Origin of the sequence: Agarivorans albus (genome assembly GCF_019670105.1) — a bacterium.
Classification (GTDB): Bacteria; Pseudomonadota; Gammaproteobacteria; order Enterobacterales; family Celerinatantimonadaceae; genus Agarivorans; species Agarivorans albus.
The window spans coordinates 4564283-4590358 of record NZ_AP023032.1 but is presented as its reverse complement, the minus strand read 5'-3'; the positions used below and the strand labels follow the sequence as shown (position 1 = coordinate 4590358).

The following is a 26076-nucleotide window of genomic DNA, read 5'->3' as shown; positions in this document are numbered from 1 at the left end:
CATATCACAGCTAAGTGGCACTACCAGCACCCATTCTTGGTAAATGTGTTGAGTTGTTTGCGGCTGTGATCTAAGCGCTGAGAATTTGCAGTTAATTCCCATGGATGAATCCGCTGCAGACCCTAGCTACTTGTAATTATATTGGTCTATTGCCTTTCTTTATTTACTAGCGAGATTTTGTGAGCAAAACCAAATAGGGGTGATTCGCTAGCACTTATGTTAATTGGTAGTAGCTTAGATTCCCTTGGAATGAGCTTAGGCTTGCATTCATTGGTCGGATCATTTCAAATAGTCATGAAATTATCGAGACAGATAACATAGAATTTTGGAGTATTAAATGAGCGATAAATTAGTTCAGTTGAGCGATGACAGCTTCGAGGCAGACGTACTAAACTCAAGCACACCAGTACTAGTTGATTTTTGGGCTGAATGGTGTGGACCTTGTAAAATGATTGCACCTATCCTTGACGAAGTTGCTGACGAATACGACGGCAAAGTAGTGGTAGGTAAGCTAAACATCGACCAAAATGCTGGTACACCGCCAAAGTTTGGTATTCGCGGAATTCCAACGTTACTGCTGTTTAAAGACGGTAAAGTAGCTGCTACCAAGGTTGGTGCACTATCAAAAGCCCAACTAACAGCGTTTTTAGACGAAAACCTGTAGTAACAATGTGAGCAGGTCGACATTCGTTGCCTGCTTTTGCTGGATCTTTCCCCACATTAGTGCTAATTTTATTTTCGAATTTTTCCTACGCCCGTAATAAAGGCTACCTCTTGGCCGACTAAACAGTCGAGTAAGCTTCTCTACTATACCTAACTCATGCTGCCGTCAGCCTATTTCGATAAAAATTGAAAACTCACCATTATGAATTTAACTGAGCTAAAAAATACCCCCGTCCATGAACTGATTACGCTAGGCGAGTCAATGGGCTTAGAAAATCTAGCCCGCTTACGCAAGCAAGACATTATCTTCTCGATCTTAAAGGCTCACGCGAAAAGCGGCGAAGCGATTTTTGGTCATGGTGTGCTGGAGATTTTGCAAGATGGCTTCGGCTTTTTACGTAGCGCCGACAGCTCTTACTTAGCTGGTCCTGACGATATTTATGTTTCTCCAAGTCAAATCCGTCGATTTAACTTGCGTACCGGTGATACGGTAGAAGGTAAGATTCGCCCGCCTAAAGAAGGTGAGCGTTATTTTGCATTGCTTAAAATTGGCATCGTTAATCACGACAAGCCAGAAAACTCGCGTAACAAAATCTTATTCGAAAACTTAACCCCGCTGCACGCTAATGATCGTTTGCGTATGGAGCGTGGTAATGGCGCTACCGAAGACATCACAGCACGTGTATTAGATTTGGCTTCACCTATCGGTAAAGGCCAACGTGGTTTGATTGTTGCTCCGCCAAAAGCTGGTAAAACCATGTTGCTGCAAAACATTGCGCAAAACGTGGCATTTAACCACCCTGAGTGTGAATTGATTGTATTGCTAATTGATGAGCGCCCGGAAGAAGTAACCGAGATGCAACGTTTGGTTCGTGGTGAAGTAATTGCTTCTACCTTTGACGAGCCTGCTAGCCGTCACGTTCAAGTAGCTGAAATGGTAATTGAAAAAGCCAAGCGTTTAGTTGAGCACAAGAAAGACGTAATTATCTTGCTTGATTCAATTACTCGTTTAGCGCGTGCTTACAACACAGTAATTCCTTCTTCTGGTAAGGTATTAACCGGCGGTGTAGACGCCAATGCATTGCACCGTCCAAAACGTTTCTTTGGTGCGGCTCGTAACGTAGAAGAAGGTGGCAGCTTAACTATTATCGCTACTGCACTTGTAGATACCGGTTCTAAGATGGACGAAGTTATCTACGAAGAGTTTAAAGGTACCGGTAACATGGAGCTGCACTTAAGCCGTAAGATTGCAGAAAAACGTGTTTACCCAGCAATCGACATTAACCGCTCTGGCACACGTCGTGAAGAGTTGTTAACTAGCGCCGACGAACTACAAAAAATGTGGATTTTGCGCAAAATTGTTCATCCAATGGATGAAACTGGCGCCATGGAGTTCTTAATTGATAAATTGGCTATGACCAAAACCAATGATGAATTCTTTGACGCGATGAAAGCGCAGAAGAAGTAAGTTAAAACTGGCCGTTAATTCGGCCAGTTTCGTTTTGGATGATGAAACGCTTACTGCTACTTCTTGGGCTATTATTTCACCTGTCTGCTCAAGCGGAGCAGCAAGGTCCTAATCCGCCCTCACAACCACTTTATCAAGATGTGCCGCTAATGATATTGCAGCGCAGCGTTGATACCTTAATGCAAAATCAGCCCGCTTGGGTGATTGATCTACTGCCTTATTTACGCCCTCATGATAGAGAGGTTTTGCTTTTTGAAAGCCTGCGTTATTTACATCAAAATAATCATATTCCAGACCAAACTTTAAAAAACTGGTTACTAGAACTGGCTTCCGAGCGACCAACAGTGCGCGAAGCTGCAGTCATCGACGGCTATGAAGTTATTCGTCCTAGTTTTGATTACCCTGCCCTGGCGCGAAGTTTAATTCTTAATAAAGTATCGGCAGAACGCTCACAGCTTTATTTAAGTGAACTGTTGCGTGATGAATTTCAATGGTCATTGATCTTTAGAAAAAACAATCCGTTACTATTGGCGCAGCAGTTGGATGTGATGCGGGCTTTTAGGCAATTAACCCCAGAGCAGCTTGAATATGTAAAACTGCATATGCCTGATCGTTTGTATTTTCCTGATAATAATGTGCGAGTTGCTATGGCAATAGGTATTGGCAGTGATGAAGCCTTGGCCGAAGTACTGAGCCTGCCAATGGATCAATATAGTGTGTCGTTGCTTGAGTGGCTTATTCAGCGGCTACCGGCAGAGCGCGCCTATCACTTGCTTCGCGGAGCAGCAGAAAATCCAGAACTGTTGTATTTTTCATACAGTGCTATTGCCCGTTTGGGGCGAGTATATCCTCCCGCTGCCCAGTTTATTTTGGCGCAGTTTAGAGAATCAGAACACCAAGAGTTGGCTGCAATGGTAATGATTGAGATGCAGTCTCAATAACTACACAAGCCAGAAACCAGGTTATTACAATGAAATATAAAGACTTGAGAGATTTCATTGATTTGTTAGAGCAACGTGGAGAGCTCAAACGAATCAGCTTAGAAGTGTCTACCGAACTGGAAATGACCGAGATTTGTGACCGAACATTAAAAGCCGGCGGTCCAGCCTTATTGTTTGAGAATGTTAAAGGCCATTCAATGCCAGTATTGGGTAACTTGTTTGGTACCCCCGAGCGTGTTGCTTTAGGCATGGGTCAAGAGTCAGTGTCTGCCTTGCGTGAAGTAGGCACTTGGTTATCTTATCTAAAAGAGCCTGAGCCGCCTAAAGGGCTAAAAGAGTTATGGGAAAAGCTGCCTATATTTAAGCAAGTGCTTAATATGCCGACTAAAAAGCTACGTTCTGCGCCGTGCCAAGAAGTTGTATGGATTGGTGATGAGGTGGACTTAGACAAGTTGCCGATTCAGCACTGTTGGCCGGGGGATGTTGCGCCGTTGGTTACCTGGGGGTTAACTATTACCCGAGGGCCTTATAAAAAACGCCAGAATTTAGGTATTTATCGCCAGCAAAAGCTAGCCAAAAATAAGCTTATTATGCGTTGGTTATCACACCGTGGTGGTGCGATTGATTTTCGCGAGTTTCAAGAGCTCAATCCAGGAAAACCTTATCCGGTGTCGGTGGCGCTGGGCGCTGATCCGGCAACCATTCTTGGCGCCGTGACGCCTGTTCCAGATACCCTATCGGAATATGCCTTTGCCGGTTTACTGCGTGGTGGTAGAACCGAAACGGTTCAATGTATAAGTAATGACCTAGAAGTGCCAGCCAGTGCTGAAATAGTTTTAGAAGGTTATTTAGAGCCCAATGAAACGGCTCCAGAAGGCCCTTATGGTGACCATACCGGTTACTATAATGAAGTTGATGAGTTTCCGGTATTCACTATTACTCATATTACAATGCGTAAAGATCCTATTTACCACAGCACTTATACCGGTCGTCCACCAGATGAACCGGCTGTGTTGGGCGTTGCCTTGAACGAAGTTTTTGTGCCTATTTTGCAAAAGCAGTTCCCAGAGATTGTAGATTTTTACTTGCCACCAGAGGGCTGTTCTTACCGTATGGCGGTGGTCACCATTAAGAAGCAATATCCGGGGCATGCTAAGCGGGTGATGTTAGGGGTGTGGTCTTTCTTACGGCAGTTTATGTACACCAAGTTTGTCATTGTTTGTGATGATGATATCAACGCCCGTTCTTGGCAGGATGTAATATGGGCTATTACTACCCGAATGGATCCAACACGCGATACTACGTTAATCGATCATACACCCATCGATTACTTAGATTTTGCATCACCCGTCTCCGGTTTAGGCTCAAAAATGGGTATGGATGCAACCAATAAATGGCCCGGTGAAACCAATCGGGAGTGGGGCGAAGTAATTGAAATGGCTCCAGAAGTGAAACAGCGTGTAGATAGTATTTGGGATCAATTAGGCATAGACTAATGGCCAACAATTATCGAGTAACACTAGCGCAGCAAGTATTTAGTGTTGGGCCTCAGCAAAGTATTCTTGAAGCCGCTTTAGCACAGGGCATTGATTGGCCACATCGATGCCGTCAAGGTGGTTGCTGCAGTTGCTTAGCCCGGTGTAAATCCGGCGAGATTATTTACCATGGAATGGCGCCAATGCTAAGTGAAGCCGAACAAACCAAAGGTTGGTTTTTAGCTTGCTTAGCCAGTGCAAAATCAGATTTGAATATAAGTTTAGAAGGGTGAAAGTATGAAGCGCATTAGTTGTAAGGTTGCATCGGTCTCGCCGATTTTAGATGATATTTTTAATGTAGAATTACAGCCACAAGAGAGCCAGAGCTTTGTGGCTGGTCAGTACCTGCAAATTGTTATGGCAGAAGATGATAAACGACCATTTTCACTAGCCAGTTCACCCGAGCAAAGCGATGTACTAGAGTTGCATATTGGTGCCCCAGAAGGTAATCCCTATGCTAGGCAGGTAATTGATAAATTAAAGAAAAGTGGTGAAATCGAAGTTGAAATGCCATTTGGAAATGCTGGCTTTGATGAGGCCAGCCAGCGGCCAATTCTGATTATGGTGGGCGGCACCGGTTTCTCTTACGCTAAATCCATTATCGAACACCTTGTAGATACCGAACAAGACCGCGAAATTTATTTGTATTGGGGTGGGCGTAATTTAGGGGGCTTGTATTTGCATGAGTTGGCCTACCAATGGGAAGAGTTGGATCAGGTTAAGTTTGTGCCGGTGCTTGAGCAAGCAATGCCGCAGTGGACCGGTAAAAAGGGTTTAGTGCATGAAGCCGTGCTAGAAGATTTCCCCGATATGAGCGGTTTGGAAGTATACATTGCTGGACGGTTTGAAATGGCTGATGTAGCCCGAACGGCGTTTACTAAGCAGGGCTTGCCGATTGAACAATTACATGGCGATGCTTACGAATTTATTTAAGCGTTCTATTTGAATAAAGAAGGCGAGCTAAGCTCGCCTTTTTTGTTTTCAGTTTTTAGTTTTAGTCTTTTAAATAGCCAGTGCCTGACGGTAGTAATGAATTGCCTGTTCGGGTTCATCTAGTTGGCGGTGTACCTCGGCTAAACCTTGATAACACTCTGCACTTGGCGCTAGCTTCATGCTTTCTTCAAACAGCGCTTTTGCTTCTTCCCACTGTTGTTGTTGCAGGTGTAATTGAGCAATCAAACGCAGTAAAGCAGCATTTTCTGGGTGCTTACGGCGTAAGCTAGACAGCTGCTGAAGCAAGGGATGCACGTCGTTCAGGTGTAATTCTGCTGCAACCTCTAATAACTCACTATCAAGATTTCGGTTGATGAGATCGCCAAGCAATTGATAAGCCGCTGCATTGTCGCCAGCGCTAATTAGAGCCCGGCAAGCGGCCGCAGCAATGGCCATCTGTTTCTTTTGTTTACGGGGCATGCCATTCCAGTGTTTAGCTACGGCATCAGAGCCTTGGCTATTGGCAAGCTCCAAAAATAAACTTTTGTAGGCGCTAGATAACTGTGTTTGATAATGGTCGCTGTCAATTAGGCCTGCTTTAAGTGCTAGCGGCAGTAAGTCGATATAGCGCTGCCAAAGGCTAAGCTCAGGAAGAATAGTAAGTAACATGCGTTTTACTGCATCTTGCTTGAGGTTCTCATGAGGCAGTTGCTCAATGCTGCTTAATGCTGCGCTGTAGTTTTGTTGCTTAAGTTGTAGGCGAGCTTGAGTGATTAATACTGCGGCATCGTTATTGGTGATGCGGGTTGCTTGCTCTAGGTACTTATCTCGTTTCTTATCTTGGCCTTGCTCTTGTGCCGCTTCTGCTGCGGTTAAATAGTTTAGTGCAGGTGCGTCGCTTAAATTGGCTGCTTTACTCACCAGTTTTTCGGCACTTTGATAGTCGCCGCGCATCATGGCCAGCATACCTTGCTGGGTATGGCTGTTGGCTTTTTGCTTACGACGGTGACCCCACCAAGCGCCACTGCGTGAGAAACTTAACCATAACCAGCGGGCTAACCATAGGCTGAGCAACAAGACACAAAAGCAAATAAAGCTTAGGAATATTGCGCTGGTTACCGACATTTCGATGGTGTAGTTATCAAAAGCAATCAGCACATAGCCTTTGTTACCAGCAAGCTGCGGGCCTAGCGCCAGACCCAGCGCGATGCACACTAGAAGAATAATAATCTTGACCATTACTCAGCTCCTTCTAAGGAAGGCAATAAGCGTTGTTGGCGCTCTTTAATCGCTTGTTCGGCGGCGCCTAGGCTGCTTAGTTGTTCAGGCAGTTTATCGACAATTTCTAGTTGTTGTAGCTGCTTTAAGTCTTCAATCATCGCTTGAGCTTGGGAGTTTTGAATGAAAAATTCACTCACCCATTGTTCGGCGCGTTGTAATTTGGCTTTAAATAGTTCGCCTTGCGAGCGGAACAATGCCTGCTCGGCTTGTTGTAATTGTAGTTTCAGGTTTTCTTTTAAGTACCAAGCATGCTGTGGCTCAATAAGTGCCTCTACTTGACCATCGCGGCGGCGCACAGTAATAAAGTTTTCGCTAAACTTACGCCAGCTTTTGGCTAGATTGTCTTGCCAATCGGCGCTATCTGCGCTGAGTTGATTGTCTTGTGCTGCTACAGCTTCTGGCAGTTCAATTTCCGCCAGTTGTAGGCTTTCTGCTTGCTGCAATATGCCTTCTAAGCGAAATGCGATGCCTTCTTTATCTACCAATGGAATGCTTTTTAGCAATTGCACGTCGGTATTAATCGCGCGCCGCAGTGGTAACAAATGTGGGTCGTCGGCATTGTTTATGCTGTTGTCGGCCTCGGTAAGTAGGGCAATAGCAGTAACCGGATCTTGCTCTAGCCACAGTTTATAAGCAGCTAATTGCAACAAGTAGTTGGCTTCGTTGAGGCGCCAATGGTTAGCATCTTTAATATTCAGTAGGGCTAGTTGGCGTTCTATGGTTTTGCGGTTTTGCTCGGTGAGTTCTAGCTGAGCTTGTAAAGCGGCCATAGCTTGATTTTGCCCTGCAACACTTTGCGATAATTCACTGATTTGATTATTGCTGCTAGCTTGCGCGCTAATTAGGTTTTGTTCTTTAGCTTGCAAGGTGGTTTTTAAAAGTTGTAGCTGAGTATCTGCGTGCTCCCTAAATTGGTGTCCATGCCAATATAAACCTACAGCAATAGATAGGCTGAGAATAATGGCAATAATGGCCAATATTTTTGCTAGTTTGTCGCCTTTGGCGGGAGCTGATGGTGTGTTGCTAGGGGGAGGCGTAGCAGCAGTGCTGCTGGTTGGTTGTTCTTTAGCACTGCTAGAATCGCTAATGTCGGTAGCCTTTGTTTGACTATCTGATTGTTTATTTTTGGTCATTTTCATTCCTTGCAGATGACTGCATTCGCGCTAACGCATCGATGCAAGCCTTATCTGATGCGCCGTTGCACAATACTGTATGCATAAAACCTAAGCTGTTTGCGTATTCAAGCAAACGCTGGCTGGGTACCAATAGTTTGGTATTTTTTAGCCACCTTAGTTGCTTAGGTTCACTCATAAGGGTAGTAAGGTGTTTCAAAATTTCACCACTTGTCGCCACAATAGTGTTGATCTGTGACCGCCATTGATCAAGTTGTTGCGATGAATAGTGCAGCAATTGGCGTTGATAACAGGTGAGATAGTTAACTTGAATGGCTTGTTTTTGGAGCTGCTCTGCGAGCCATTCTCGGCCTTGTTGGCCACGCAGAATATGCGCTTGCTTAATACCTTGCAGTTGATTGTTGATTAGCTGCAGCATGCCTTCGCTATCTTGGCGCGCAGGGACCATGGCCTTCACCCCATATTGCTGCCAACACTCGGCGGTGGCTTTGCCTACCGCTAAATATTGGCAGTTTTGTGGCCAACTAAGGGCGTGTTCTGCTAGATAAGTCTGGCAAGCTTCAACGGCATATTGGCTAACAGCAATGATTAAGTGTTGCTGGTTAACGGTTTTAACTAATGCAGGCAAATCCTCGATTTGCTCACTGGCGGTTATTTTAACCATGGGCGCAGCAATGGCTTGATAGCCATTGGCGTGTAACATGCTTACGCACCGTTGATTATGCGGCTCGGGCCGCGTTACAAGTACCTGCACCGCTACCTCTTATTGTTGTTGGTAAACCGCCTTAAGGATCGGTTCAGCCCCCGCATCTAACAGCTGTTCAGCAAGTTGCAAACCAAGCTGTTCCGCTTGCTGGCTGCTGCCAGTAATGTGTTTTTCTATCACTGTAGAGCCGTCAAGGGCGCCTACTAGGCCGCGAACAAATAATTGATCATCTTTAAGCTCTGCGTAGCAGCCAATAGGTACTTGGCAGCCGCCTTCTAAACGGCGGTTCATCGCCCGTTCAGCAGTCACACGAGCTGCTGTTGCTGAGTGATTCAAAGGGGCAAGCAATGCAAGTAAGGCTTGGTCGTCACTACGACACTCTATGCCTACAGCGCCTTGGCCCCCAGCAGGTAAAATTTGCTCAGGCTCGATATAAGCTCTAATGCGGTCTTGCATCTCCAAGCGCAACAAACCTGCGCTGGCTAAGATGATTGCGTCATACTCACCGGCATCTAGTTTGGCTAATCGGGTATTAACATTGCCACGTAAATCTTTGATTTGAATATCTGGACGTTGCGCCTTAAGTTGGCATTGGCGGCGTAAGCTAGACGTACCCACAACCGCACCTTTAGGTAAGTCTGCTAGGTTTTGGTAATTGTTGCTTACAAAGGCATCACGTGGATCTTCGCGCTGGCAAATGCAGTGCAACCCTAAGCCTTCAGGAAATTCCATTGGCACATCCTTCATCGAATGCACTGCAATATCGGCCAAACCTTCCAACATTGCTACTTCAAGTTCTTTTATGAATAGCCCCTTACCGCCAATCTTAGCCAGAGGGGTGTCGAGTATTTTGTCGCCTTTGGTGCTCATTGGCAGAAGTTCTACTTCAATGCATGGGTGGTGACGCTCTAACTCAGCTTTCACAAAATAGGCTTGCCACATGGCTAATGGACTTTTGCGCGTGGCAATTCTGACTTTATTCACAAACACTTACCTCTATTATTTATCCGGAGATAGTATCACCAGTTAGTTTATAGCCCAAGTAAGCATTACTGGCTTAAAAATAGCCAAAAGTTTGTTTTAGCTTAGGTATTTGTGAGGGTAACTTGCTTAAAATATACCCACTAAAAGTGTGCGTATCTGTTTACCACTATTATACTAACTGTTAAGATGATCACACTTTAGTGATGTCTAAATTACATTAAATACAAACGCGATAAAGCTAGGTAACTTAAACTTGCGAGATACGATTGCCACTCTGTTAGAGAAGGCTAACCAAACTAATCAACACCGAAAGCAGCTAGCATTGCAAACAATGCCAGCCGCTGTACAGCAGGTATTTGAACTGCTGCCTTCGATGTTGCATTACTCGCACCCTTGTATCCCTGGTTTTATTGAAGGCGACGTGCCTAGCGGCGTATGTCAATTTGCGCCAAGTGCTCGCCATGGCATTTATTTGCAGCAGCACTTTTTATGCAGTCCCGAAGAGCCTGAGCACTGTGAAATTCTCGGTTTGTATTCTATGGGCAGTACTGCCACAGTAGGCCAAACCGAATCTAGCGATTTAGATATTTGGGTATGTCACAACACCGACCTAGCACCAGAGCGTGTGGCGCTGCTGGCAGAAAAGTGCGAGCAAATCTCTTCTTGGGCTGCCCATCAGGGCGTTGAGCTTAATTTCTTTATGGTGCAAGAGAACCAGTTTAAAACCGGTTCAATTAGTGAATTGTCTAAAGACAATTGTGGTAGTGCCCAGCACCTTCTGTTACTTGATGAGTTTTATCGCACCGCTCTACCACTAGCGGGTAAGCAGCTGGTGTGGTTTGCAGTACCCAGTGATTTAGAACAAAGCTACGACAGTTTTGTGCAGCAGCAATTTGAGCTCGGTGTATTTAATCATGAGCAATGGCTGGATTTAGGCGGCTTAGATACCATTCCTGCCGAAGAGTATTTTGGTTCAGGTTTATGGCAGCTATATAAGGGCATTGATTCGCCGTATAAAGCAGTGCTTAAAACCATGTTGATGGAAGCCTATTCCGCCGACTATCCAAAGCCTAGCCTACTAGCGGTAGAAGCTAAGCGTTTGATGCAACAGGGCAAAGAGTTTGGCTTAGAGCAAGACGCTTACTATTTAATGCTTAACAAGGTGACCCAATACCTTGAGTCCATTGAAGATTATGCCCGTCTTGATTTAGTGCGCCGTTGTTTCTACTTAAAAAACTGTGAATGTAGCCCGCTGCCGAGTGATCTGTTAGATGTTCGTTCGCTAACTTGGCAACAGCGTTTTATGGCTAAACTGGTTAAACAGTGGGAATGGTCACAACAAAAAATTGAGCATTTGAACTTGCGCCGTGCTTGGAAGGTGCAAGATGTGCGGTTAGCCCACAGCGAATTGCTAGATGCGCTGATGCTTAGCTACCGTAACCTAATTCGCTTCGCTCGCCGTAACGACATTAGTGAGTCGATTAACCCGGAAGACATCGGCATTTTATCGCGTAAACTCTACGCTGCCTTTGAAAGCCTACCGGGCAAAGTTACCCTAATTAATCCGCAAATTTCTCCCGATTTATCGGAAGCTAACCTTAGCTTTATTCATGTGGGTAAAGGCCGCAGCTGCGCTGAAGGCTGGTATTTGTATAAGCAGCCGTTAACCGGCTTGGAGATAGTCGGCCAGCCTCCGTTAGAGCATGCGACCTACATTTCTAAGTTATTGGCGTGGAGTTATTTTAATCAGCTTAAAACTGACCAAACTCAGCTGAGCTTGCATACTCATCCGGGCGATTTAAATTTAGATACGCTTAATCAATTTGCCGAAGATTTACGTCGAGCCTTTCCAGTAAACGTAGATGCAGCCAGCAACTTAGCCTTAACTCGACCTTGTGAAATTCGCCATCTTGGAGTGTTTATCAATCTTGAAAAAGATCCTACCGCCAACTGGGGCGGTAAGGTGATTGAGTTTGATGCTATTTCTACCGATGTATTTAGTTTTGGCCGAGATTCCGATTGCCTAGTGGGTTCGGTAGATTTGGTCTATCGCAATACTTGGAACGAAATTAGAACGCTGCACTTCTCGGGTGATAGTGCAGTGGTAGATGCGCTGACAACCATATTGGGCAAGATGCACCGCGACGCAAATATCCCCGAGCATATTGATGTATTTTGTTACAGCGAAAACCTGCCTGAGCAAATTGGTGCTAACTTTAAGCAACTATTGGTCGAGAGCATTAAAAGCCGTTTGCAGCCTTTGGATAAACGGATTGTTAAAACCATTGTATTGGGTAACGAAAAATACGGTTTGTTTATTGAAGACCGTGGCGTATCGGTGAAAAAGCTAGAAAATGGCGTAGAGTTTTACCGTCAGCTTTCAAACAACAAATTGCAACGTTTGCCCTTGCAGTTAAACGCTGGTAATACCAAAAAAGTGCCTAATGTTGTAGAAGCGCATGCCAGTGAAGGTTTGGTTCAGTACTTCTTTGAAAACCTTACAACTGGCTTCAATATTTACATTGTAGATGAGCACAATCGCATCGAAATGTATCAAGACTTTGAAGGCAGTAAAGAAGAGTTGGTGCAGGGCATTAACCGTTTTTACACCTCTTCTCGCGAGCAATATGGTACCCGTCATGAAGTGGTGAATTTCAATTTGCCGCAGTTTTACGACATTGTTGCTGTAGATGGCCAGTGGCAGGTTGAGTCTTACCGCAGTAGCTAAAGGTTTTACTTCCTCCTTTTTATAACAAGCTTAATACTAACTTGCCGCTATCCCTAAACATAACAATTTTGCTGTCGTCTATGGCTAGTGGCAAGTTGATCTTATTGCTGTAGCATTTGTTACTAGAAGCTCAGTTCTTCACCGCTTTGCTTGGTGATAGACTCCACCAACAGGCTCCAAAACTCGTTACCGCTTCTATTACATATCCATTGCTGTTCGGCTTCATGCCACTCAAAGTGGTAGCCGCCAAACTTAGTGGCTAACCAAAGCTGATGCAAAGGCTCTTGTTTGTTAATCACCATTTTACTGCGGTTTTCAAACTCGAGTGTTAGCACGCCACCATTGATGTCACACTCAATATCGAAGTCGTCACTGTCCATGGTTTGCTCGATACGTTCAAAGGCATCATCTACTAGCTGGTGATATTGGCTATCATTCATCACAATCATCCTGTCCTATTGCTTTTCTTGCTTCGAATGCGGATTATAGAGGGCATTCAAAAAAGAATCATGGCTTAATCATGAACAAACAAGCAATTGCCGTTATTTTGCTAAGCATCGGCCTAAGTGGATGTGGTCAAAAAGGACCTTTAGTCCACCCGCCAGCCGAGCCAGAGAGCGCTCCCGAGCAAGTAACGCCAAGCGAGTAAGCAACGCAACACAATTAAGGACAGATCATTGGATTTTTTTAGTTATCAAAACGAGCACTTACATGCAGAACAATGCTCGGTAGCTGATTTAGCAAGTACTTATGGTACGCCTCTATACGTATATTCTCGCGCCACTATTGAGCGTCATTGGAAGGCTTTTGATAAAGCGGCGGGCGAACGTCCACATTTGATCTGTTATGCAGTAAAAGCCAACTCTAATCTTGCAGTATTGAACATTATGGCTCGCATGGGTTCGGGTTTTGATATTGTCTCTGGCGGCGAATTAGCCCGAGTGATTGAAGCTGGTGGCGATCCAAGTAAAGTTGTGTTTTCTGGTGTGGCAAAAACCGAAGCCGAAATCGCTGATGCACTAAATCATGGGATTCACTGTTTCAACGTTGAGTCTGAGCCAGAGCTAGACCGTATTAGTCGCGTGGCCCAAAGCCTTGGCAAACAAGCGCCTATTTCTTTGCGTATTAATCCAGATATCGACGCGGGTACTCACCCTTATATTTCTACTGGCCTTAAAGAAAACAAATTTGGCATCGCCATTGAGCGTGCTCTTGAAGCCTATGCTTATGCGGCCAGTTTACCGGGCTTGAAGTTAGTTGGCGTAGATTGTCATATTGGCTCTCAGCTTACGGAGATTTCTCCTTTTGTAGAAGCCATTGATAAGTTGCTTGCCCTCATCGATCAATTAGCCGAGCAAGGCATTGTGATTGAGCACCTAGACGTAGGTGGCGGCTTAGGCGTTAATTACGATGATGAAGTACCGCCAGAGCCTGCCGATTACGCCAGTGCTTTAGCCGAGCGTTTAGGCGATCGTAAACTCAAGCTATTATTTGAGCCTGGCCGTGCAATCATGGCCAATGCTGGCATCTTGGTCTCTAAAGTTGAGTTCTTAAAAATGTCGGAGAGTAAAAACTTCGCCATTGTTGATGCCGCAATGAATGACTTATTACGCCCTGCCTTATACAGCGCTTGGCAGCGAATTGTCCCTGTTATTAACAAGCCAGAACTAGCTATGGCCAGCTACGATGTGGTGGGCCCAGTGTGTGAAACCGGCGACTTTTTAGGTAAAGATCGCGAATTGGCCATCGAACCTAATGATTACATTGCAGTGCGCTCTGCCGGAGCCTACGGTTTCACCATGAGCTCTAATTACAACTCGCGCTGTCGCGCCGCCGAAATAATGGTAGATGGCGACAAAGCTCACCTAGTACGCGAGCGTGAAGTTTTAGCATCACTTTGGGCCGGCGAAACGCTGCTGCCTGAAGGATAAGCCAATGCTAGTAAACTTTACTAAAATGCACGGTTTGGGAAATGACTTTGTGGTTATCGACAATGTCACTCAAAACGTGTTTTTTAACCAAGAAGTGATTAGCCGTTTGGCTGATCGCAACTTTGGTATTGGTTTCGACCAGTTTTTGGTGGTTGAGCCGCCTTACGATCCAGAATTAGATTTTCACTACCGTATTTTTAACGCTGATGGCAGTGAAGTGGAGCAATGTGGCAATGGCGCACGTTGCTTTGCCCGTTTTGTTGTAAATAAAGGGCTAACCAATAAACGCAGTATTGGCGTAAGCACTAAGTCTGGCAAAATCGTTTTGCATGTTGAGAACGACGGTCAGGTGACGGTGAATATGGGGGTGCCGGAATTTGAGCCAAGCAAAATTCCGTTTAAGGCTAAAAAAGCCGAGAAAACCTATATTTTGCGTGACCAAGAACAAACAGTATTTGCTGGGGCTGTTTCAATGGGCAACCCCCACTGTGTCTTGGAAGTCGACGACATCAGCCAAGCGCCACTAGAAACCTTGGGAATGCGCTTAGAAAAGCACGAGCGTTTTCCACAAAAGGTGAATGTGGGTTTTAGCCAAATTATCGACGACAAAAATATTAAGCTGCGCGTTTTTGAACGTGGTGTTGGTGAAACCCTCGCCTGTGGCACTGGCGCGTGTGCCGCCATGGTGGTGGGGCGCCAACAAGGTAAGTTGGCAGAGACAGTAAATGTAGACTTGCCCGGTGGGCGTTTACGTATTCAATGGGCTGGAGAAGGCAAACCGGTGAAAATGACCGGACCAGCAACAATGGTTTTTGATGGCCAGGTACATATATGAGTGAGTTTGATCTATCTCAGCCCCTGCTGATTGATGAAAGTTTGGTTGTCGAGTTTCTGCTCGACAATCCCGACTTTTTTGCGCGTCATCCAAGCCTTATTAAGCAACTACGTTTGCCGCATAAAGAAAAGGGTGCGGTTTCCTTGGTTGAGCTGCAAGTTCAGCGATTGCGTGACAAGGTGCTGAGCTTAGAACAAGAAATCACCGATTTAATGAGTGTGGCCAGCCTCAATGAGCGAATTTACCATGTTTATGTAGATTTACTGCCAGACTTAATGGCTTGTGATTCGTTTGCCGAATTACAGCATCGCTTAAGCAGAGCCTTAGTGGATGACCTTGGTGTGGAACGTGTATCACTGCGCTTAAGCCACCAGTTCAACTTAGAAGATCTTTCGCCGGAATATGGCTTAGAGAAAGAGCAGATTGAGCGCGTAAGGGTGACTCGTTTAAGCCAGCAGCCACATTACTTTGGCCGCATGACAAAGGGTGAGCTGGAGTTGTTATTTGATAACACCGACGACATTGCATCGGTAGCGCTAATGCCTTTGGGTAATAATGCAGAGCTGGGCTTTTTTGTGGCCGCCAGCCGTGACGCCGACCATTATGTAGCAGGCATGGACAGTTTATTACTTACTCAGCTTTGTCAGGTTATCAGCAGCTTGTTATTACGATTAGTTCCGCTTCAGTCAGAGCAGTAAAATCTGATGATGCAGGATGATATAGAACGCTTCCTTCACTATTTAGAAGTGGAGCGTCGTTACAGCCCTGCCACTATAAGTTCCTACCAACGAAGTTTATTACAACAGAGTAAGCTGCTAGAAAACCTGGGCTGTAGCTCATGGCCTCAGGTGACCAGCGCCAACGTGCGTAGTGTATTACTTAAGCTTAAAACCAGTGGTTTGTCGGCACGCTCCATGGCTAATAAACTGTCGGCCTTACGCAGTTTCTTTAATTATTTACTTCAACAACAAAAAGTGAGCCTTAATCCGGTCGCCGGCGTTTCTGCACCTAAGCAAAACAAACCCTTACCCAAGAACCTTGATGTTGATTCACTTAACCAGTTGCTCTCAATGCAGGGAGATGATTTAGTCGCTAGCCGAGATTTGGCGATGATGGAATTGTTTTATGCCAGCGGTATGCGTTTAGCCGAGTTAGTAAGCCTAAACGTACAGGATATCGATTTTAAGCAGCGGCAGGTTATTGTTACCGGTAAAGGCAATAAACAGCGCTGGGTGCCTTTTGGCAGCAAAGCGGAGCAGGCCCTTAAACACTGGCTTAAACAACGCCGACTATTGGTGATGGATGAAGAAGAGCCGGCACTATTTGTGAGCGTAAGGCAGCAGCGTATTAGTCATCGTACCGTGCAAAAACGATTGCAGCATTGGGCGCAACAAATGCAGTTGTCTAGTACCTTGCATCCACATAAATTGCGTCATTCTTTTGCAACTCACTTATTAGAAAGCAGTGGAGATTTGCGGGTGGTTCAAGAGCTATTGGGCCACGCCAATCTAGCCACCACCCAAGTGTATACCCATCTTGATTTTACCCATCTAGCCACCAGTTACGACGCCGCCCATCCTAGAGCAAAGCGTAAACCTTAAATGAGTGATAGCATGATTTTTTATCGAAGTTGGTCACCAGTACAGGCTTTGTCTTTTGATTTAGACGATACCCTTTATGACAACTGGCCTTACATTAAGCGAGCCGAGCAATGGTTGACTGACTATCTCAAAGAGCAGGTATACGCTACTGCGCATCTTACGCATAGTCAGTGGCAAGCTTACAAGCGACAGGTTATTAAGCGAGATCCGCGTTTAAAAGGGGATGTAAGTGCTTGCCGTGTTGCTTGGTTACACCTCGCTTTTACCGAACATGGCATGGCAAACAGTGACGCTAGCCAGCTCGCTCAAGAGATTTTCCAGCAGTTTTTAGCGGTGCGCAGTGATTTTGAGGTACCTGCAGAGAGTCTTGCTTTGCTGCAAGCCTTGGCGCAGCGCTATCGATTGGTGGCCATAACTAACGGCAACGTTGATATTGCTAAAATTGGCTTAGGCAGTTTGTTTGAATTAGAACTTAAAGCTGGCGGCCAATTTAGAGCTAAACCCGCAGCTGATATGTACCAGTATGCTTGTCAGCAATTACAGCTTGCACCACAACAAATTGCTCACGTTGGCGACCACTGCATTACCGATGTAGCAGGTGCTACCAAAGCAGGTTATCGTTCAATTTGGCTTAATCAAAACAGCCAACAAGCGCGAAAACTACAAGCGCTTCCCGATATTGAAATAAGCCAACTGGCACAACTGCAACACCTGTTATAATATACAGGTGTTTTTACCCCTCAAGAGAATTCCATGGATATTTCCGAGCTGTTAGACGGCCTTAATGAAAAGCAGCGTGAAGCGGTTGCTGCGGCGCCAAGCAATATGTTACTGCTGGCGGGTGCCGGTAGTGGCAAAACGCGAGTATTGGTGCACCGCATCGCGTGGTTAATGCAGGTCGAGAATGTCTCGCCGCTATCGATTTTGTCGGTAACCTTTACCAATAAAGCGGCGGCTGAAATGCGCTCGCGAGTAGAGAAGTTAGTGGGTAGCCGCTTTCAAGGTATGTGGATGGGCACCTTCCACTCTTTGGCACATCGCTTATTGCGTGCGCATTATCGCGATGCCGGTTTACCCGAAGATTTTCAGATTATTGATTCCGACGATCAATACCGCCTGTTACGCCGTTTAATTAAAGCCATGAACTTGGATGAAAAACAGTGGCCAGCCAAGCAAGTGCAATGGTATATCAATGCGCGTAAAGACGAGGGGCAGCGCGCCGAGCACGTAGATTACAGTAATAATCCGATTGAGCGGCAGCAACTAGAAATTTATAAAGCCTATCAGCAAGCCTGTGACCGCTCCGGTTTGGTGGACTTTGCCGAGCTATTGCTACGCGCTCACGAATTGTGGTTAAAACAGCCGCATATTTTGCAGCACTACCAACAGCGTTTTCGCCATATCTTGGTGGACGAGTTTCAAGATACCAACACCATTCAATATGCCTGGTTGCGGATGTTGGTTACCGAGCACAATAACATCACCATAGTGGGTGATGATGACCAGTCTATTTATGGTTGGCGTGGAGCAAAAATCGAAAATATTCAAAGCTTTGAATTGGATGTGCCAAAGGTGAATACCATTCGCCTAGAGCAAAACTATCGAAGCAGCGCCAATATTCTTAAAGCCTCTAATCAGCTAATCGAAAATAACCAAGGGCGCATGGGCAAGAGCCTGTGGACCGATGACAAAGAAGGCGAGTTAATCTCGATTTACACTGCCTTTAATGACATTGATGAAGCACGCTTTGTGGTAGCGCGTATCCAACAGCGAGTAGAACAACACGGCGCAAGTTTGGCAGATTGTGCCATTTTGTATCGTAATAATGCCCAGTCGCGGGTATTGGAAGAAGCCTTGATGCAAGAGCGTTTGGCCTATCGAATTTATGGCGGTTTACGCTTCTTCGAGCGACAAGAAATTAAAGATGCACTCGCCTACCTGCGATTAATTAGTAACCCCCACGATGACGCGTCCTTTGAGCGAGTGGTAAATACCCCAACCCGTGGCATTGGCCAACGTACTATCGAGCTGCTGCGCCAAGCTGCGCGTGAGCAACAGCTTAGCTTGTGGCAGGCAGTAGACTATTGTTTGCAACACAATGCCTTATCTGGCCGAGCGGCCAATGCGGTGAAGCAATTTGTTGAGTTGCTAGGGCAATTAAAGTTACAAACTCAAGAAATGGCCTTAGGTGAGCAAACCGATTACGTGATTAAAGGCTCTGGCTTATTGGCGATGTATCAAGCCGAGAAAGGTGAAAAGGCCCAAGCTCGAGTAGAAAACTTAGACGAGCTGGTTACCGCTACTCAGCAATTTACGCAAATGGAAGAAGACCAAGATCTTTCTCCCTTGGTAGCCTTTTTATCTCACGCCGCCTTAGAAGCTGGCGACAATCAAGCAGAAGCCGATGAAGCAGCGGTGCAGCTAATGACCTTGCACAGCGCTAAAGGTTTGGAATTTCCAGTGGTGTTTTTGGTGGGTGTTGAGGAAGGCATGTTCCCAAGTCAGCAGTCGGCCGAAGAATCTGGTCGCTTGGAAGAAGAGCGCCGCCTGTGTTATGTAGGCATGACCCGCGCTATGGAAAAGCTTTACCTCTGTCATGCCGAAAGTCGCCGTTTGTGGGGCAAAGAAGTATTTCACCCACCGTCGCGTTTTTTAAGAGAATTACCCAGCGAATGTTTGGACGAAGTACGCTTAAATACAGCGGTAAGCCGACCGGTTCAACAAGGGCGGTTTTCTTCGCAAGTTCAACAAGCTGCCTTTGATGATAGTGGCTTTAGCTTAGGCCAGCGTGTATCGCACCCTAAGTTTGGCGCAGGTATTGTGCTTAACTACGAAGGCTCTGGGCAGCAAAGTCGTGTGCAGGTGCAGTTTGAAGAAGCTGGCGCCAAATGGCTGGTGTTGGCTTACGCGAGACTAGAAGCTATTTAATACCAATCGTACTAAATAACTGATCATTCTAACTGGTTAAAATACTCGATAACTGCGTTAGGATTTTTGATTGTAGAATAACTACTTATCGAAAAATCCTGCCTTATTCTCGAGCATTTTTCCTGCGTTATTTCTGACCACTTACTTAGTGTGATTGGTATAACTAAGCCAACAATTAACGGTGAGTCAAGCAGCCTAACTCGGCTGCTTTTTTTGTTTGCGCTTGTTACCAACAGCGTCCCAAGTAAATACCGCTAAACCCAACCAAATAAAGGCAAAGGTGAGCAATTTCATCGGCTCAAGCGGCTCACCATAAACGCTGGTGGCCAGCATAAACATTAGTGATGGGCCAATGTATTGAAAAAAGCCAATGGTTGATAAGCGTAAGCGGGTGGCTGCGGCTGCAAAACATAATAACGGCAGAGTTGTGACAATGCCTGCGCTAAGCAGTAGCGCATTTAAACCTAAACTGTTGTTAACTAAGTGACTGGTAGAAGAATCGGCAAATATCCACAAATACGCGGCGGCCAATGGCAACAGCCATAGTGTTTCTACAAATAAACCTGGTAAAGCGCCCAAGTTAACTTTTTTGCGTAACAAGCCGTATAAACCAAAACTTACCGCTAGGCTGATTGCAATCCAAGGTAGGGAACCATAGCTAATTACTTGAATTAATACACCAATCAAGGCCAACCCAATGGCAAGCCATTGAGCACGACGAAAACGTTCGCCCAAGAACAGCATACCCAGTATCACGTTAAATAGTGGGTTGATGTAATAGCCTAAACTGGCATCGAGCATACGATCGTTGTTCACTGCCCAAATAAAAATTAGCCAATTAATGCCAATTAGTACCGAGGTAAGTGCCAATATTGCCAATTGCTTGGGGTGCTTGATTACGGCGCTCACCGCCGACCACTGTTTACCTACGGCTAGCATCACTGCAACAAAAACACAGGACCATAGCACCCGATGCGCTAAAATCTCGTATGCAGGTACAGCACTTAAGCTCTTAAAATAAATAGGGGCAAAACCCCACATAATGTACGCGGCGAGAGCAAATATAACGCCGTGTTTAGTGGCTTGATTAGGCATAAACAATGAAAAAGGAAGAAAAGTCAGCGTAGTGTAGCAGGCAGGTGGTTAAGCAGCCATATATTAGCAGTCTAAGTTTTGTCAGCTAGCTAGACTGCCGAAGCGGCTTCGCAATATAGCTTGCTCCAAACTTTATGCAGTTGCGGTTCTGCTTGGCACAATGTGTCGATTTTCTGAATGATGGCTTTGCTCTGGCTATTTTGTGCTTCTAGCAACAGATGAAGTAGATGACCTAATACACCATGCACAAAACGTTCGTTTAAGGGCTCGTGATAGCTTTGCCAAGCTCGAACACAGCTATAGCCGGGAATGATGTCTTTCGCATAGCTAGATAAAATGCGCATTGGCCAAGGGCGTTGAATTTCATCTTGAGTATTCAAGCATTCTAGTAAGGGTTGTTGGATATGTAGGTAACGCAATAGGCAGCGATCGCGCTCGTTTAGGCAATCATCATGGATTTGTTCGAAATGCTGTAAGTCTTGCTCTGGTTTCTCAAATATTCCTAGCTGCTTACATTCAACAATGCGGTAGTCGGGGAAGTGGGCAAAATCGCCATAACCTTCCAGCTCGTGTTCGAGCCATTGGTCCAAGTCTTCTAGCTGTAAGTCGGCATTAATCTTTTTTACTTCTAGTAGCACGCTATTTAAAGTATTTATTAACAAAGAGGAGCTGTAAGTTGTGCTCATTATTTTACTAGCCTGTGCCGCAGTCGATGTTCTAATTCAGTATAGCCCTAACTGAGTGGAAACCATCAACATTGAATTGATATTTCGACAAAAATTCCTTTTTTGATGGCAAGTTTGCTGCACTAGCCCACTAAGTAAGTACCGGTGCCAAAGGCAATGTGGGTGCCTTCTTGATTGTGTAGTTCCATACGTGCAACGGTAACCTTATTGCCGGAGCGGATTATCTCGGCAGTGGCGTAAAACACTTCACCAATGCCTGGACGCAGATAGTCGATGCGCAGATCTATGGTGCCGGTTTTGGAGATGCGCGCAGACAGCTCTTTGCTGGATAGGTTTTCCAAACGTTTTACTGCCGCTGCTGCGGCGGTCATTCCCCCGGCTACATCTAAAATGGTTGCGGTAGCGCCACCATGTAAGATGCCGTGTATCGGATTGCCCACTAGTTTTGGGTCCATGGGTAGTTTTAGTTTTACTCCGGTCGCACTGTAATCCATTAGTTCGATGCCAAGTAATTGATTAAACGGCATTTGATTGATGAAGGTGTTGGCGATGGCTTGGCGCCACTTTTGTTGTCTTGGGCTGGTCATGCTGTATCCATACAAAGTTAAACGCTCGTTTAAATACTGTATAGCGAGAAAAGAATAAAGGCAAACCAAGACAAGCCGCCATAGCTTGATTACAATGTGCGACCGATTAGCCACTCTGTTTCTGGATTTCTAGCCTTAATGCAACGCGCCCAGCAAGTTTTACAAGATGTATTTGGTTTTGCCGAGTTTAGAACTGGGCAGGCTGCGGTGATCGAGCGCTTGTTAGATAACAAAGATTGCTTGGCAATTATGCCAACAGGTGGCGGAAAATCACTGTGTTACCAGATCCCCGCGTTGGTTAAATCGGGTTTAACCGTAGTGGTGTCGCCGCTTATCTCCTTAATGAAAGACCAAGTAGATAGCTTGCAACACAATGGTGTTAGCGCGGCGTATTTAAACTCAAGTTTAGAGCGTGAGCAGCAGTTTCAAATTTATCGTAGTTTGCAGCAGGGCGATTTAAAACTGTTATACATCTCTCCCGAGCGGCTGATTAATGGCGATTTAATTGAGCGCTTACAAGCGATGCCCTTGGCAATGTTTGCCATCGATGAAGCGCATTGTATTTCTCAGTGGGGGCACGATTTTCGGCCAGAATATAATGCCCTTGGTTGCTTAAAACAAAACTTTCCTAATGTGCCTTTAGTGGCCTTAACGGCTACCGCTGACGATACCACCCGCCAAGACATATTACAGCGGCTTGGATTGCCCGATGCCTTCACTCTAGTATCAAGTTTTGACCGACCGAATATTCGCTACACCCTACAAGAAAAGTATCGCCCGTGGCAGCAGCTTAGTGATTATGTAAAACGCCGTAAGGAAGATAGTGGCATTGTTTATTGCAGTAGCCGAAAACGGGTTGAAGAATTAGCCTTAAAACTTAGTGCAGAAGGTATTCGCTGCGCGGCTTATCATGCTGGTTTACCTATCGAGCAGCGCCAATTAGTGCAAGAGCAATTTCAGCGCGATGAAGTTGAAGTAGTGGTGGCTACCGTTGCTTTTGGTATGGGCATCGACAAACCTAACGTACGTTATGTTTTTCACTATGACATTCCTCGTAACATAGAAGCTTACTATCAAGAAACCGGCCGCGCGGGTCGCGATGGTACCGAGGCCGAAGCGGTGTTTTTGTACGATCCAGCCGATGCCAACTGGGTGCGGCGAATGATTGATGAAAACGAGAATGAACAACAGCGCCAAGTTGAGAGTCATAAGTTTAATGCTATTGTCGCCTTTGCCGAGGCGCAAACTTGTCGGCGTCAGGTATTGCTTAACTACTTTGGTGAATACCTCGCCAAGCCCTGCGGTAACTGTGATGTATGCTTAGATCCGCCAAAGCAATACGATGGCTTACAAGATGCGCAAAAAGCCTTGTCTTGTGTTTATCGGCTTGGCCAGCGTTTTGGCATTGGTTATGTGATTGAAGTGCTGCGTGGCAGCATGGGCCAGCGTATTTTAGAACAGGGTCATGATAAGCTTTCTACTCATGGTATTGGTAAAAGCGCCAGTCACGAGCATTGGATGAGTGTGCTGCGTCAGCTTATTCATTTAGGTTTGTTGCAGCAAAATATTGCGCGTAGCTCGGTACTACAATTGACTGAAGCAGCACGACCATTTTTAAAAGGTGAACAGCCCTTATCACTGGCTGTGCCCCGCTTAAATACCACTAAGCAAAGTAAAAAAGCCACTAGTTACGGTGTTTATGATAAACGATTATTCGCTTTGTTACGTAATTTAAGGAAGCGTTTAGCCGACGAGGAGTCGGTGCCGCCGTTTGTGGTGTTTAACGACGCCACATTAATAGAAATGGCCCAGCAGCAGCCACAAACCCAGCACGAGATGTTAGCCATAAGTGGCGTTGGTTTGAAGAAGCTAGAACGCTACGGTTATCAGTTTTTAGGTTTAATCGACCAGTATCAGGCCAGTTAAGACGCCGCCCTATTTAAGGATCGCAGATGGAATTTGTGAATCGTTTTTCCAATGAACTACCCGAGTTATGCCATCAGCAGCAGCCTACGCCGCTAAAAGATCCAGAGTTGGTGGCATATAGCCAGGCCGCTGCTGAGTTAATTGGCCTAGACAGTGAGTTTATGCAGGGAGAGCAGGCGCTTGGCCTAAGCGCTGGTAAGTTACTTATCGAAGGCATGCAGCCTGCCTCAACGGTATACGCTGGCCATCAGTTTGGTGGTTATACTCCGCAGCTGGGTGACGGTCGAGCCTTGCTACTTGGTGAAACAGTAAACGCGCAAGGTGAGTACTGGGAACTGCAACTTAAAGGCTCGGGTTTAACGCCTTTCTCTCGCCAAGGAGATGGTAAGGCAGTATTACGTTCTAGCATTCGCGAGTTTTTAGCTAGTGAAGCCATGGCCGCTTTGGGCATTGCAACAACCCGCGCATTAAGCTTAACGGTAGGTAGCGGTTTAGTGCAGCGTGAACGCTTTGAAAAAGAAGCTATGCTGCTACGTATGGCGCCTAGCCATATTCGTTTTGGTCATTTTGAATACCTGTATTACCAGCAACAAACTCAACCATTAAAAAGCTTAGTAGACTTTTGCTTAAACCATTATTTTAGTGATTGTTTAACTGCCGAAAATCCGGTGCTAGCTATGTTAGAACAAGTTGTGGATAGCACCGCGTTGATGATTGCTAAGTGGCAGGCCGAAGGCTTTTGTCATGGTGTAATGAATACCGACAACATGTCGATTTTGGGCTTAACCATCGATTATGGCCCTTATGGGTTTTTAGATGACTACAACCCTAGACACGTGTGTAACCATAGCGACCATTATGGGCGTTATGCCTTTAATCAGCAGCCCGCTGTAGGTTTATGGAACTTACAACGTTTGGCACAAGCCTTGTCTGACTATGTACCCAGCGCTAAAACCGAGCCGCTTTGGATACGCTACCAGCAGAAAATCAATCAACATTACCAGCAGTTGATGCTGAATAAGTTAGGTTTAAGCCAGTGGCAAGATGACGATGAACAACTATTAGGTTTACTGCTTAAAGTTATCGCCGAACAAAAGGCCGATTACCACCAAAGCCTGCGTGCCTTGGCGCAGCAGCAAAACCAATTAACTAAACAATTGCCTGATGCTTGGCAGGCTTGGTTGAAGTTGTACCGCCAGCGCTGTCAGCAAAGTGATGTTGATGAGCAACAGCGGATATCAGGTATTCAGCAACACGTGCCTTTATACATATTGCGCAACTACTTGGCGCAGCAGGTGATAGAACAAGCGGAAAGTGGCAGTTATGAGCAGTTGCGCCAGCTGCATCAGGTACTCAATACTCCGTTTACTGAGCAAGCCGATGCTCAGCATTTTGCGGCTCCACCACCCGCTTGGGGCAAGTGCTTGGAGATATCATGCAGCAGCTAGCAAATGGCATAGAAGTATTATCGGAGCATGCGGTAGTTACTATTGCTAAGCAGTTCTCCGAATCACAGTTTTTGGCTAGTGCGCAGCAGTTTGTAAAGCAGCAACAATGGCAACAAGCTTTTGTTGAGCAAGGCGCCGATTGGCAAGTTTTAGGTTTTTATATTGAACAACAATTATGGTGGTTTCGTTATGATGCACTAAGTCAGGGCGCTTGGTTTGAATGCGCCAATAGTGAGCATTTTCACACGAGCTCTGCCCCATTATTGGCTGCCTTAAATCATGCCAATTTTGACTAAACAAAATTATATTTTTAGGCTGATTAAAATGTGATCCATTACAAGGTTTCCCGCAGGCTTATCTTCTATATTAATCCACCTGCCAACGTTGAGTTGTTTATTAATTCACCGTAAGGCCGCGAAAAGCAATGTCACGGAATGATGTTTTCCACAATAAGGGAACTGTTTGCTGCTCCAATTTCTTGCCTTTCTTTATCTGTAAGTTACTGAATTAAAACTTATTTGTTGTTTTCTATTTAGCTTGTGAATTTTTCGCGAGAGAATTGCTGCTGTTTGTTAACAGAGTTATCCACAATTTGTAGCAGGCTATTACGCTTAGCTCTGGTGCATTTAGGGTGGCTGTGGCATCATCGAGCGCAATGAAAATCTGA

25 protein-coding genes are annotated in these 26076 nt (G+C 45.6%); 17 read left to right on the top strand and 8 right to left on the bottom strand.

The window, feature by feature from the left end; translation table 11 throughout:
• Window positions 1-337: 337 nt before the first annotated feature.
• From trxA to fre, 6 genes are all read left to right on the top strand, one after another.
• Window positions 338-664: a thioredoxin TrxA gene (trxA, locus tag K5620_RS20765; RefSeq protein ID WP_016400082.1), complete on the top strand. Its 327-nt coding sequence runs from the start codon at window positions 338-340 to the stop codon at window positions 662-664.
• Window positions 665-865: 201 nt separating this feature from the next.
• Window positions 866-2131 (top strand): transcription termination factor Rho, encoded by a 1266-nt coding sequence (rho, locus tag K5620_RS20760; protein WP_040306731.1) that lies wholly within the window; start codon window positions 866-868, stop codon window positions 2129-2131.
• A 38-nt stretch (window positions 2132-2169) separates the two neighbouring features.
• Window positions 2170-3072: a hypothetical protein gene (locus K5620_RS20755; RefSeq protein ID WP_215426321.1), complete on the top strand. Its 903-nt coding sequence runs from the start codon at window positions 2170-2172 to the stop codon at window positions 3070-3072.
• A gap of 29 nt (window positions 3073-3101) precedes the next feature.
• On the top strand, window positions 3102-4568 hold the full coding sequence (gene ubiD, locus K5620_RS20750) for a 4-hydroxy-3-polyprenylbenzoate decarboxylase (RefSeq protein ID WP_016400079.1): 1467 nt from the start codon (window positions 3102-3104) through the stop codon (window positions 4566-4568).
• The gene (locus tag K5620_RS20745; protein ID WP_016400078.1) at window positions 4568-4840 is read left to right on the top strand and encodes a 2Fe-2S iron-sulfur cluster-binding protein; all 273 of its coding nucleotides are present in this window, start codon (window positions 4568-4570) and stop codon (window positions 4838-4840) included. Before ubiD ends, K5620_RS20745 begins: the two co-directional genes overlap by 1 nt.
• A 4-nt stretch (window positions 4841-4844) precedes the next feature.
• Window positions 4845-5540: an NAD(P)H-flavin reductase gene (gene fre / locus K5620_RS20740; RefSeq protein ID WP_016400077.1), complete on the top strand. Its 696-nt coding sequence runs from the start codon at window positions 4845-4847 to the stop codon at window positions 5538-5540.
• 69 nt (window positions 5541-5609) lie between these two features.
• Here fre and K5620_RS20735 read toward each other — a convergent pair whose 3' ends face one another.
• From K5620_RS20735 to hemC, 4 genes are read right to left on the bottom strand one after another with little or no spacing between them, the layout of a single operon-like run.
• On the bottom strand, window positions 5610-6779 hold the full coding sequence (locus tag K5620_RS20735; RefSeq protein ID WP_016400076.1) for a heme biosynthesis HemY N-terminal domain-containing protein: 1170 nt from the start codon (window positions 6777-6779) through the stop codon (window positions 5610-5612).
• Window positions 6779-7954, bottom strand: a complete 1176-nt coding sequence (locus K5620_RS20730) for a uroporphyrinogen-III C-methyltransferase (RefSeq protein ID WP_040306729.1) — start codon at window positions 7952-7954, stop codon at window positions 6779-6781. Before K5620_RS20730 ends, K5620_RS20735 begins: the two co-directional genes overlap by 1 nt.
• Window positions 7941-8657: a uroporphyrinogen-III synthase gene (locus K5620_RS20725; RefSeq protein ID WP_016400073.1), complete on the bottom strand. Its 717-nt coding sequence runs from the start codon at window positions 8655-8657 to the stop codon at window positions 7941-7943. Before K5620_RS20725 ends, K5620_RS20730 begins: the two co-directional genes overlap by 14 nt.
• Before the next feature lie 60 nt (window positions 8658-8717).
• Entirely contained in the window at window positions 8718-9644 is a 927-nt protein-coding gene (gene hemC, locus K5620_RS20720) for a hydroxymethylbilane synthase (RefSeq protein ID WP_425514905.1), read from the bottom strand.
• A gap of 253 nt (window positions 9645-9897) precedes the next feature.
• Between hemC and K5620_RS20715 the strand changes: the two genes are divergently transcribed.
• Window positions 9898-12372: a class I adenylate cyclase gene (locus K5620_RS20715; protein WP_016400071.1), complete on the top strand. Its 2475-nt coding sequence runs from the start codon at window positions 9898-9900 to the stop codon at window positions 12370-12372.
• A 122-nt stretch (window positions 12373-12494) separates the two neighbouring features.
• On the opposite strand, the gene cyaY is transcribed toward K5620_RS20715, so the two are convergent.
• Window positions 12495-12818: an iron donor protein CyaY gene (gene cyaY, locus K5620_RS20710; RefSeq protein ID WP_343212557.1), complete on the bottom strand. Its 324-nt coding sequence runs from the start codon at window positions 12816-12818 to the stop codon at window positions 12495-12497.
• A gap of 74 nt (window positions 12819-12892) precedes the next feature.
• Between cyaY and lptM the strand changes: the two genes are divergently transcribed.
• The 7 genes from lptM to uvrD are packed head-to-tail and all read left to right on the top strand — an operon-like array spanning window position 12893 to window position 19667.
• Window positions 12893-13021: an LPS translocon maturation chaperone LptM gene (lptM, locus tag K5620_RS20705; RefSeq protein ID WP_016400069.1), complete on the top strand. Its 129-nt coding sequence runs from the start codon at window positions 12893-12895 to the stop codon at window positions 13019-13021.
• Between the two features lie 28 nt (window positions 13022-13049).
• Window positions 13050-14303, top strand: coding sequence for a diaminopimelate decarboxylase (gene lysA, locus K5620_RS20700; protein ID WP_016400068.1), 1254 nt, complete (start codon window positions 13050-13052; stop codon window positions 14301-14303).
• A 4-nt stretch (window positions 14304-14307) separates the two neighbouring features.
• Window positions 14308-15138: a diaminopimelate epimerase gene (gene dapF, locus K5620_RS20695; RefSeq protein WP_016400067.1), complete on the top strand. Its 831-nt coding sequence runs from the start codon at window positions 14308-14310 to the stop codon at window positions 15136-15138.
• Entirely contained in the window at window positions 15135-15836 is a 702-nt protein-coding gene (locus K5620_RS20690) for a DUF484 family protein (protein WP_016400066.1), read from the top strand. The genes dapF and K5620_RS20690 overlap by 4 nt, the downstream gene beginning before the upstream one ends.
• A 6-nt stretch (window positions 15837-15842) precedes the next feature.
• Window positions 15843-16739, top strand: coding sequence for a tyrosine recombinase XerC (gene xerC, locus K5620_RS20685; RefSeq protein ID WP_016400065.1), 897 nt, complete (start codon window positions 15843-15845; stop codon window positions 16737-16739).
• A complete protein-coding gene (locus tag K5620_RS20680; protein WP_016400064.1) occupies window positions 16740-17459 on the top strand; it encodes an HAD-IA family hydrolase in 720 nt (239 codons plus the stop codon).
• 33 nt (window positions 17460-17492) lie between these two features.
• A complete protein-coding gene (gene uvrD, locus K5620_RS20675) occupies window positions 17493-19667 on the top strand; it encodes a DNA helicase II (protein WP_016400063.1) in 2175 nt (724 codons plus the stop codon).
• A 195-nt stretch (window positions 19668-19862) separates the two neighbouring features.
• Here the strand turns inward: uvrD and rarD are convergent, their stop codons facing one another.
• The 3 genes from rarD to K5620_RS20660 form a co-directional block, all read right to left on the bottom strand.
• Entirely contained in the window at window positions 19863-20762 is a 900-nt protein-coding gene (rarD, locus tag K5620_RS20670) for an EamA family transporter RarD (protein WP_016400062.1), read from the bottom strand.
• An 89-nt stretch (window positions 20763-20851) separates the two neighbouring features.
• The gene (locus tag K5620_RS20665; protein WP_040306726.1) at window positions 20852-21448 is read right to left on the bottom strand and encodes an AbiTii domain-containing protein; all 597 of its coding nucleotides are present in this window, start codon (window positions 21446-21448) and stop codon (window positions 20852-20854) included.
• A gap of 122 nt (window positions 21449-21570) precedes the next feature.
• Window positions 21571-22035, bottom strand: coding sequence for a thioesterase family protein (locus tag K5620_RS20660; RefSeq protein WP_016400060.1), 465 nt, complete (start codon window positions 22033-22035; stop codon window positions 21571-21573).
• A gap of 138 nt (window positions 22036-22173) precedes the next feature.
• On the opposite strand from K5620_RS20660, the gene recQ reads away from it, so the two are divergent.
• From recQ to K5620_RS20645, 3 genes are read left to right on the top strand one after another with little or no spacing between them, the layout of a single operon-like run.
• Window positions 22174-23961, top strand: a complete 1788-nt coding sequence (gene recQ / locus K5620_RS20655) for a DNA helicase RecQ (protein WP_016400059.1) — start codon at window positions 22174-22176, stop codon at window positions 23959-23961.
• A gap of 26 nt (window positions 23962-23987) precedes the next feature.
• Window positions 23988-25409 (top strand): protein adenylyltransferase SelO, encoded by a 1422-nt coding sequence (locus tag K5620_RS20650; RefSeq protein WP_221077428.1) that lies wholly within the window; start codon window positions 23988-23990, stop codon window positions 25407-25409.
• Window positions 25397-25705 (top strand): DUF3630 family protein, encoded by a 309-nt coding sequence (locus K5620_RS20645; RefSeq protein WP_016400056.1) that lies wholly within the window; start codon window positions 25397-25399, stop codon window positions 25703-25705. Before K5620_RS20650 ends, K5620_RS20645 begins: the two co-directional genes overlap by 13 nt.
• The last annotated feature ends 371 nt before the right edge of the window (window positions 25706-26076 follow it).

Excerpts from the sequence above, each read along its gene's own strand:
- trxA (WP_016400082.1), top strand. The coding sequence starts at position 338 with ATGAGCGATAAATTAGTTCAGTTGAGCGATGACAGCTTCGAGGCAGAC.
- rho (WP_040306731.1), top strand. The coding sequence starts at position 866 with ATGAATTTAACTGAGCTAAAAAATACCCCCGTCCATGAACTGATTACG.
- K5620_RS20755 (WP_215426321.1), top strand. The coding sequence starts at position 2,170 with ATGATGAAACGCTTACTGCTACTTCTTGGGCTATTATTTCACCTGTCT.
- ubiD (WP_016400079.1), top strand. The coding sequence starts at position 3,102 with ATGAAATATAAAGACTTGAGAGATTTCATTGATTTGTTAGAGCAACGT.
- K5620_RS20745 (WP_016400078.1), top strand. The coding sequence starts at position 4,568 with ATGGCCAACAATTATCGAGTAACACTAGCGCAGCAAGTATTTAGTGTT.
- fre (WP_016400077.1), top strand. The coding sequence starts at position 4,845 with ATGAAGCGCATTAGTTGTAAGGTTGCATCGGTCTCGCCGATTTTAGAT.
- K5620_RS20735 (WP_016400076.1), bottom strand. The coding sequence starts at position 6,779 with ATGGTCAAGATTATTATTCTTCTAGTGTGCATCGCGCTGGGTCTGGCG.
- K5620_RS20730 (WP_040306729.1), bottom strand. The coding sequence starts at position 7,954 with ATGACCAAAAATAAACAATCAGATAGTCAAACAAAGGCTACCGACATT.
- K5620_RS20725 (WP_016400073.1), bottom strand. The coding sequence starts at position 8,657 with ATGTTACACGCCAATGGCTATCAAGCCATTGCTGCGCCCATGGTTAAA.
- lptM (WP_016400069.1), top strand. The coding sequence starts at position 12,893 with ATGAACAAACAAGCAATTGCCGTTATTTTGCTAAGCATCGGCCTAAGT.
- dapF (WP_016400067.1), top strand. The coding sequence starts at position 14,308 with ATGCTAGTAAACTTTACTAAAATGCACGGTTTGGGAAATGACTTTGTG.
- K5620_RS20690 (WP_016400066.1), top strand. The coding sequence starts at position 15,135 with ATGAGTGAGTTTGATCTATCTCAGCCCCTGCTGATTGATGAAAGTTTG.
- xerC (WP_016400065.1), top strand. The coding sequence starts at position 15,843 with ATGATGCAGGATGATATAGAACGCTTCCTTCACTATTTAGAAGTGGAG.
- K5620_RS20680 (WP_016400064.1), top strand. The coding sequence starts at position 16,740 with ATGAGTGATAGCATGATTTTTTATCGAAGTTGGTCACCAGTACAGGCT.
- uvrD (WP_016400063.1), top strand. The coding sequence starts at position 17,493 with ATGGATATTTCCGAGCTGTTAGACGGCCTTAATGAAAAGCAGCGTGAA.
- rarD (WP_016400062.1), bottom strand. The coding sequence starts at position 20,762 with ATGCCTAATCAAGCCACTAAACACGGCGTTATATTTGCTCTCGCCGCG.
- K5620_RS20665 (WP_040306726.1), bottom strand. The coding sequence starts at position 21,448 with ATGAGCACAACTTACAGCTCCTCTTTGTTAATAAATACTTTAAATAGC.
- K5620_RS20660 (WP_016400060.1), bottom strand. The coding sequence starts at position 22,035 with ATGACCAGCCCAAGACAACAAAAGTGGCGCCAAGCCATCGCCAACACC.
- recQ (WP_016400059.1), top strand. The coding sequence starts at position 22,174 with ATGCAACGCGCCCAGCAAGTTTTACAAGATGTATTTGGTTTTGCCGAG.
- K5620_RS20650 (WP_221077428.1), top strand. The coding sequence starts at position 23,988 with ATGGAATTTGTGAATCGTTTTTCCAATGAACTACCCGAGTTATGCCAT.
- K5620_RS20645 (WP_016400056.1), top strand. The coding sequence starts at position 25,397 with ATGCAGCAGCTAGCAAATGGCATAGAAGTATTATCGGAGCATGCGGTA.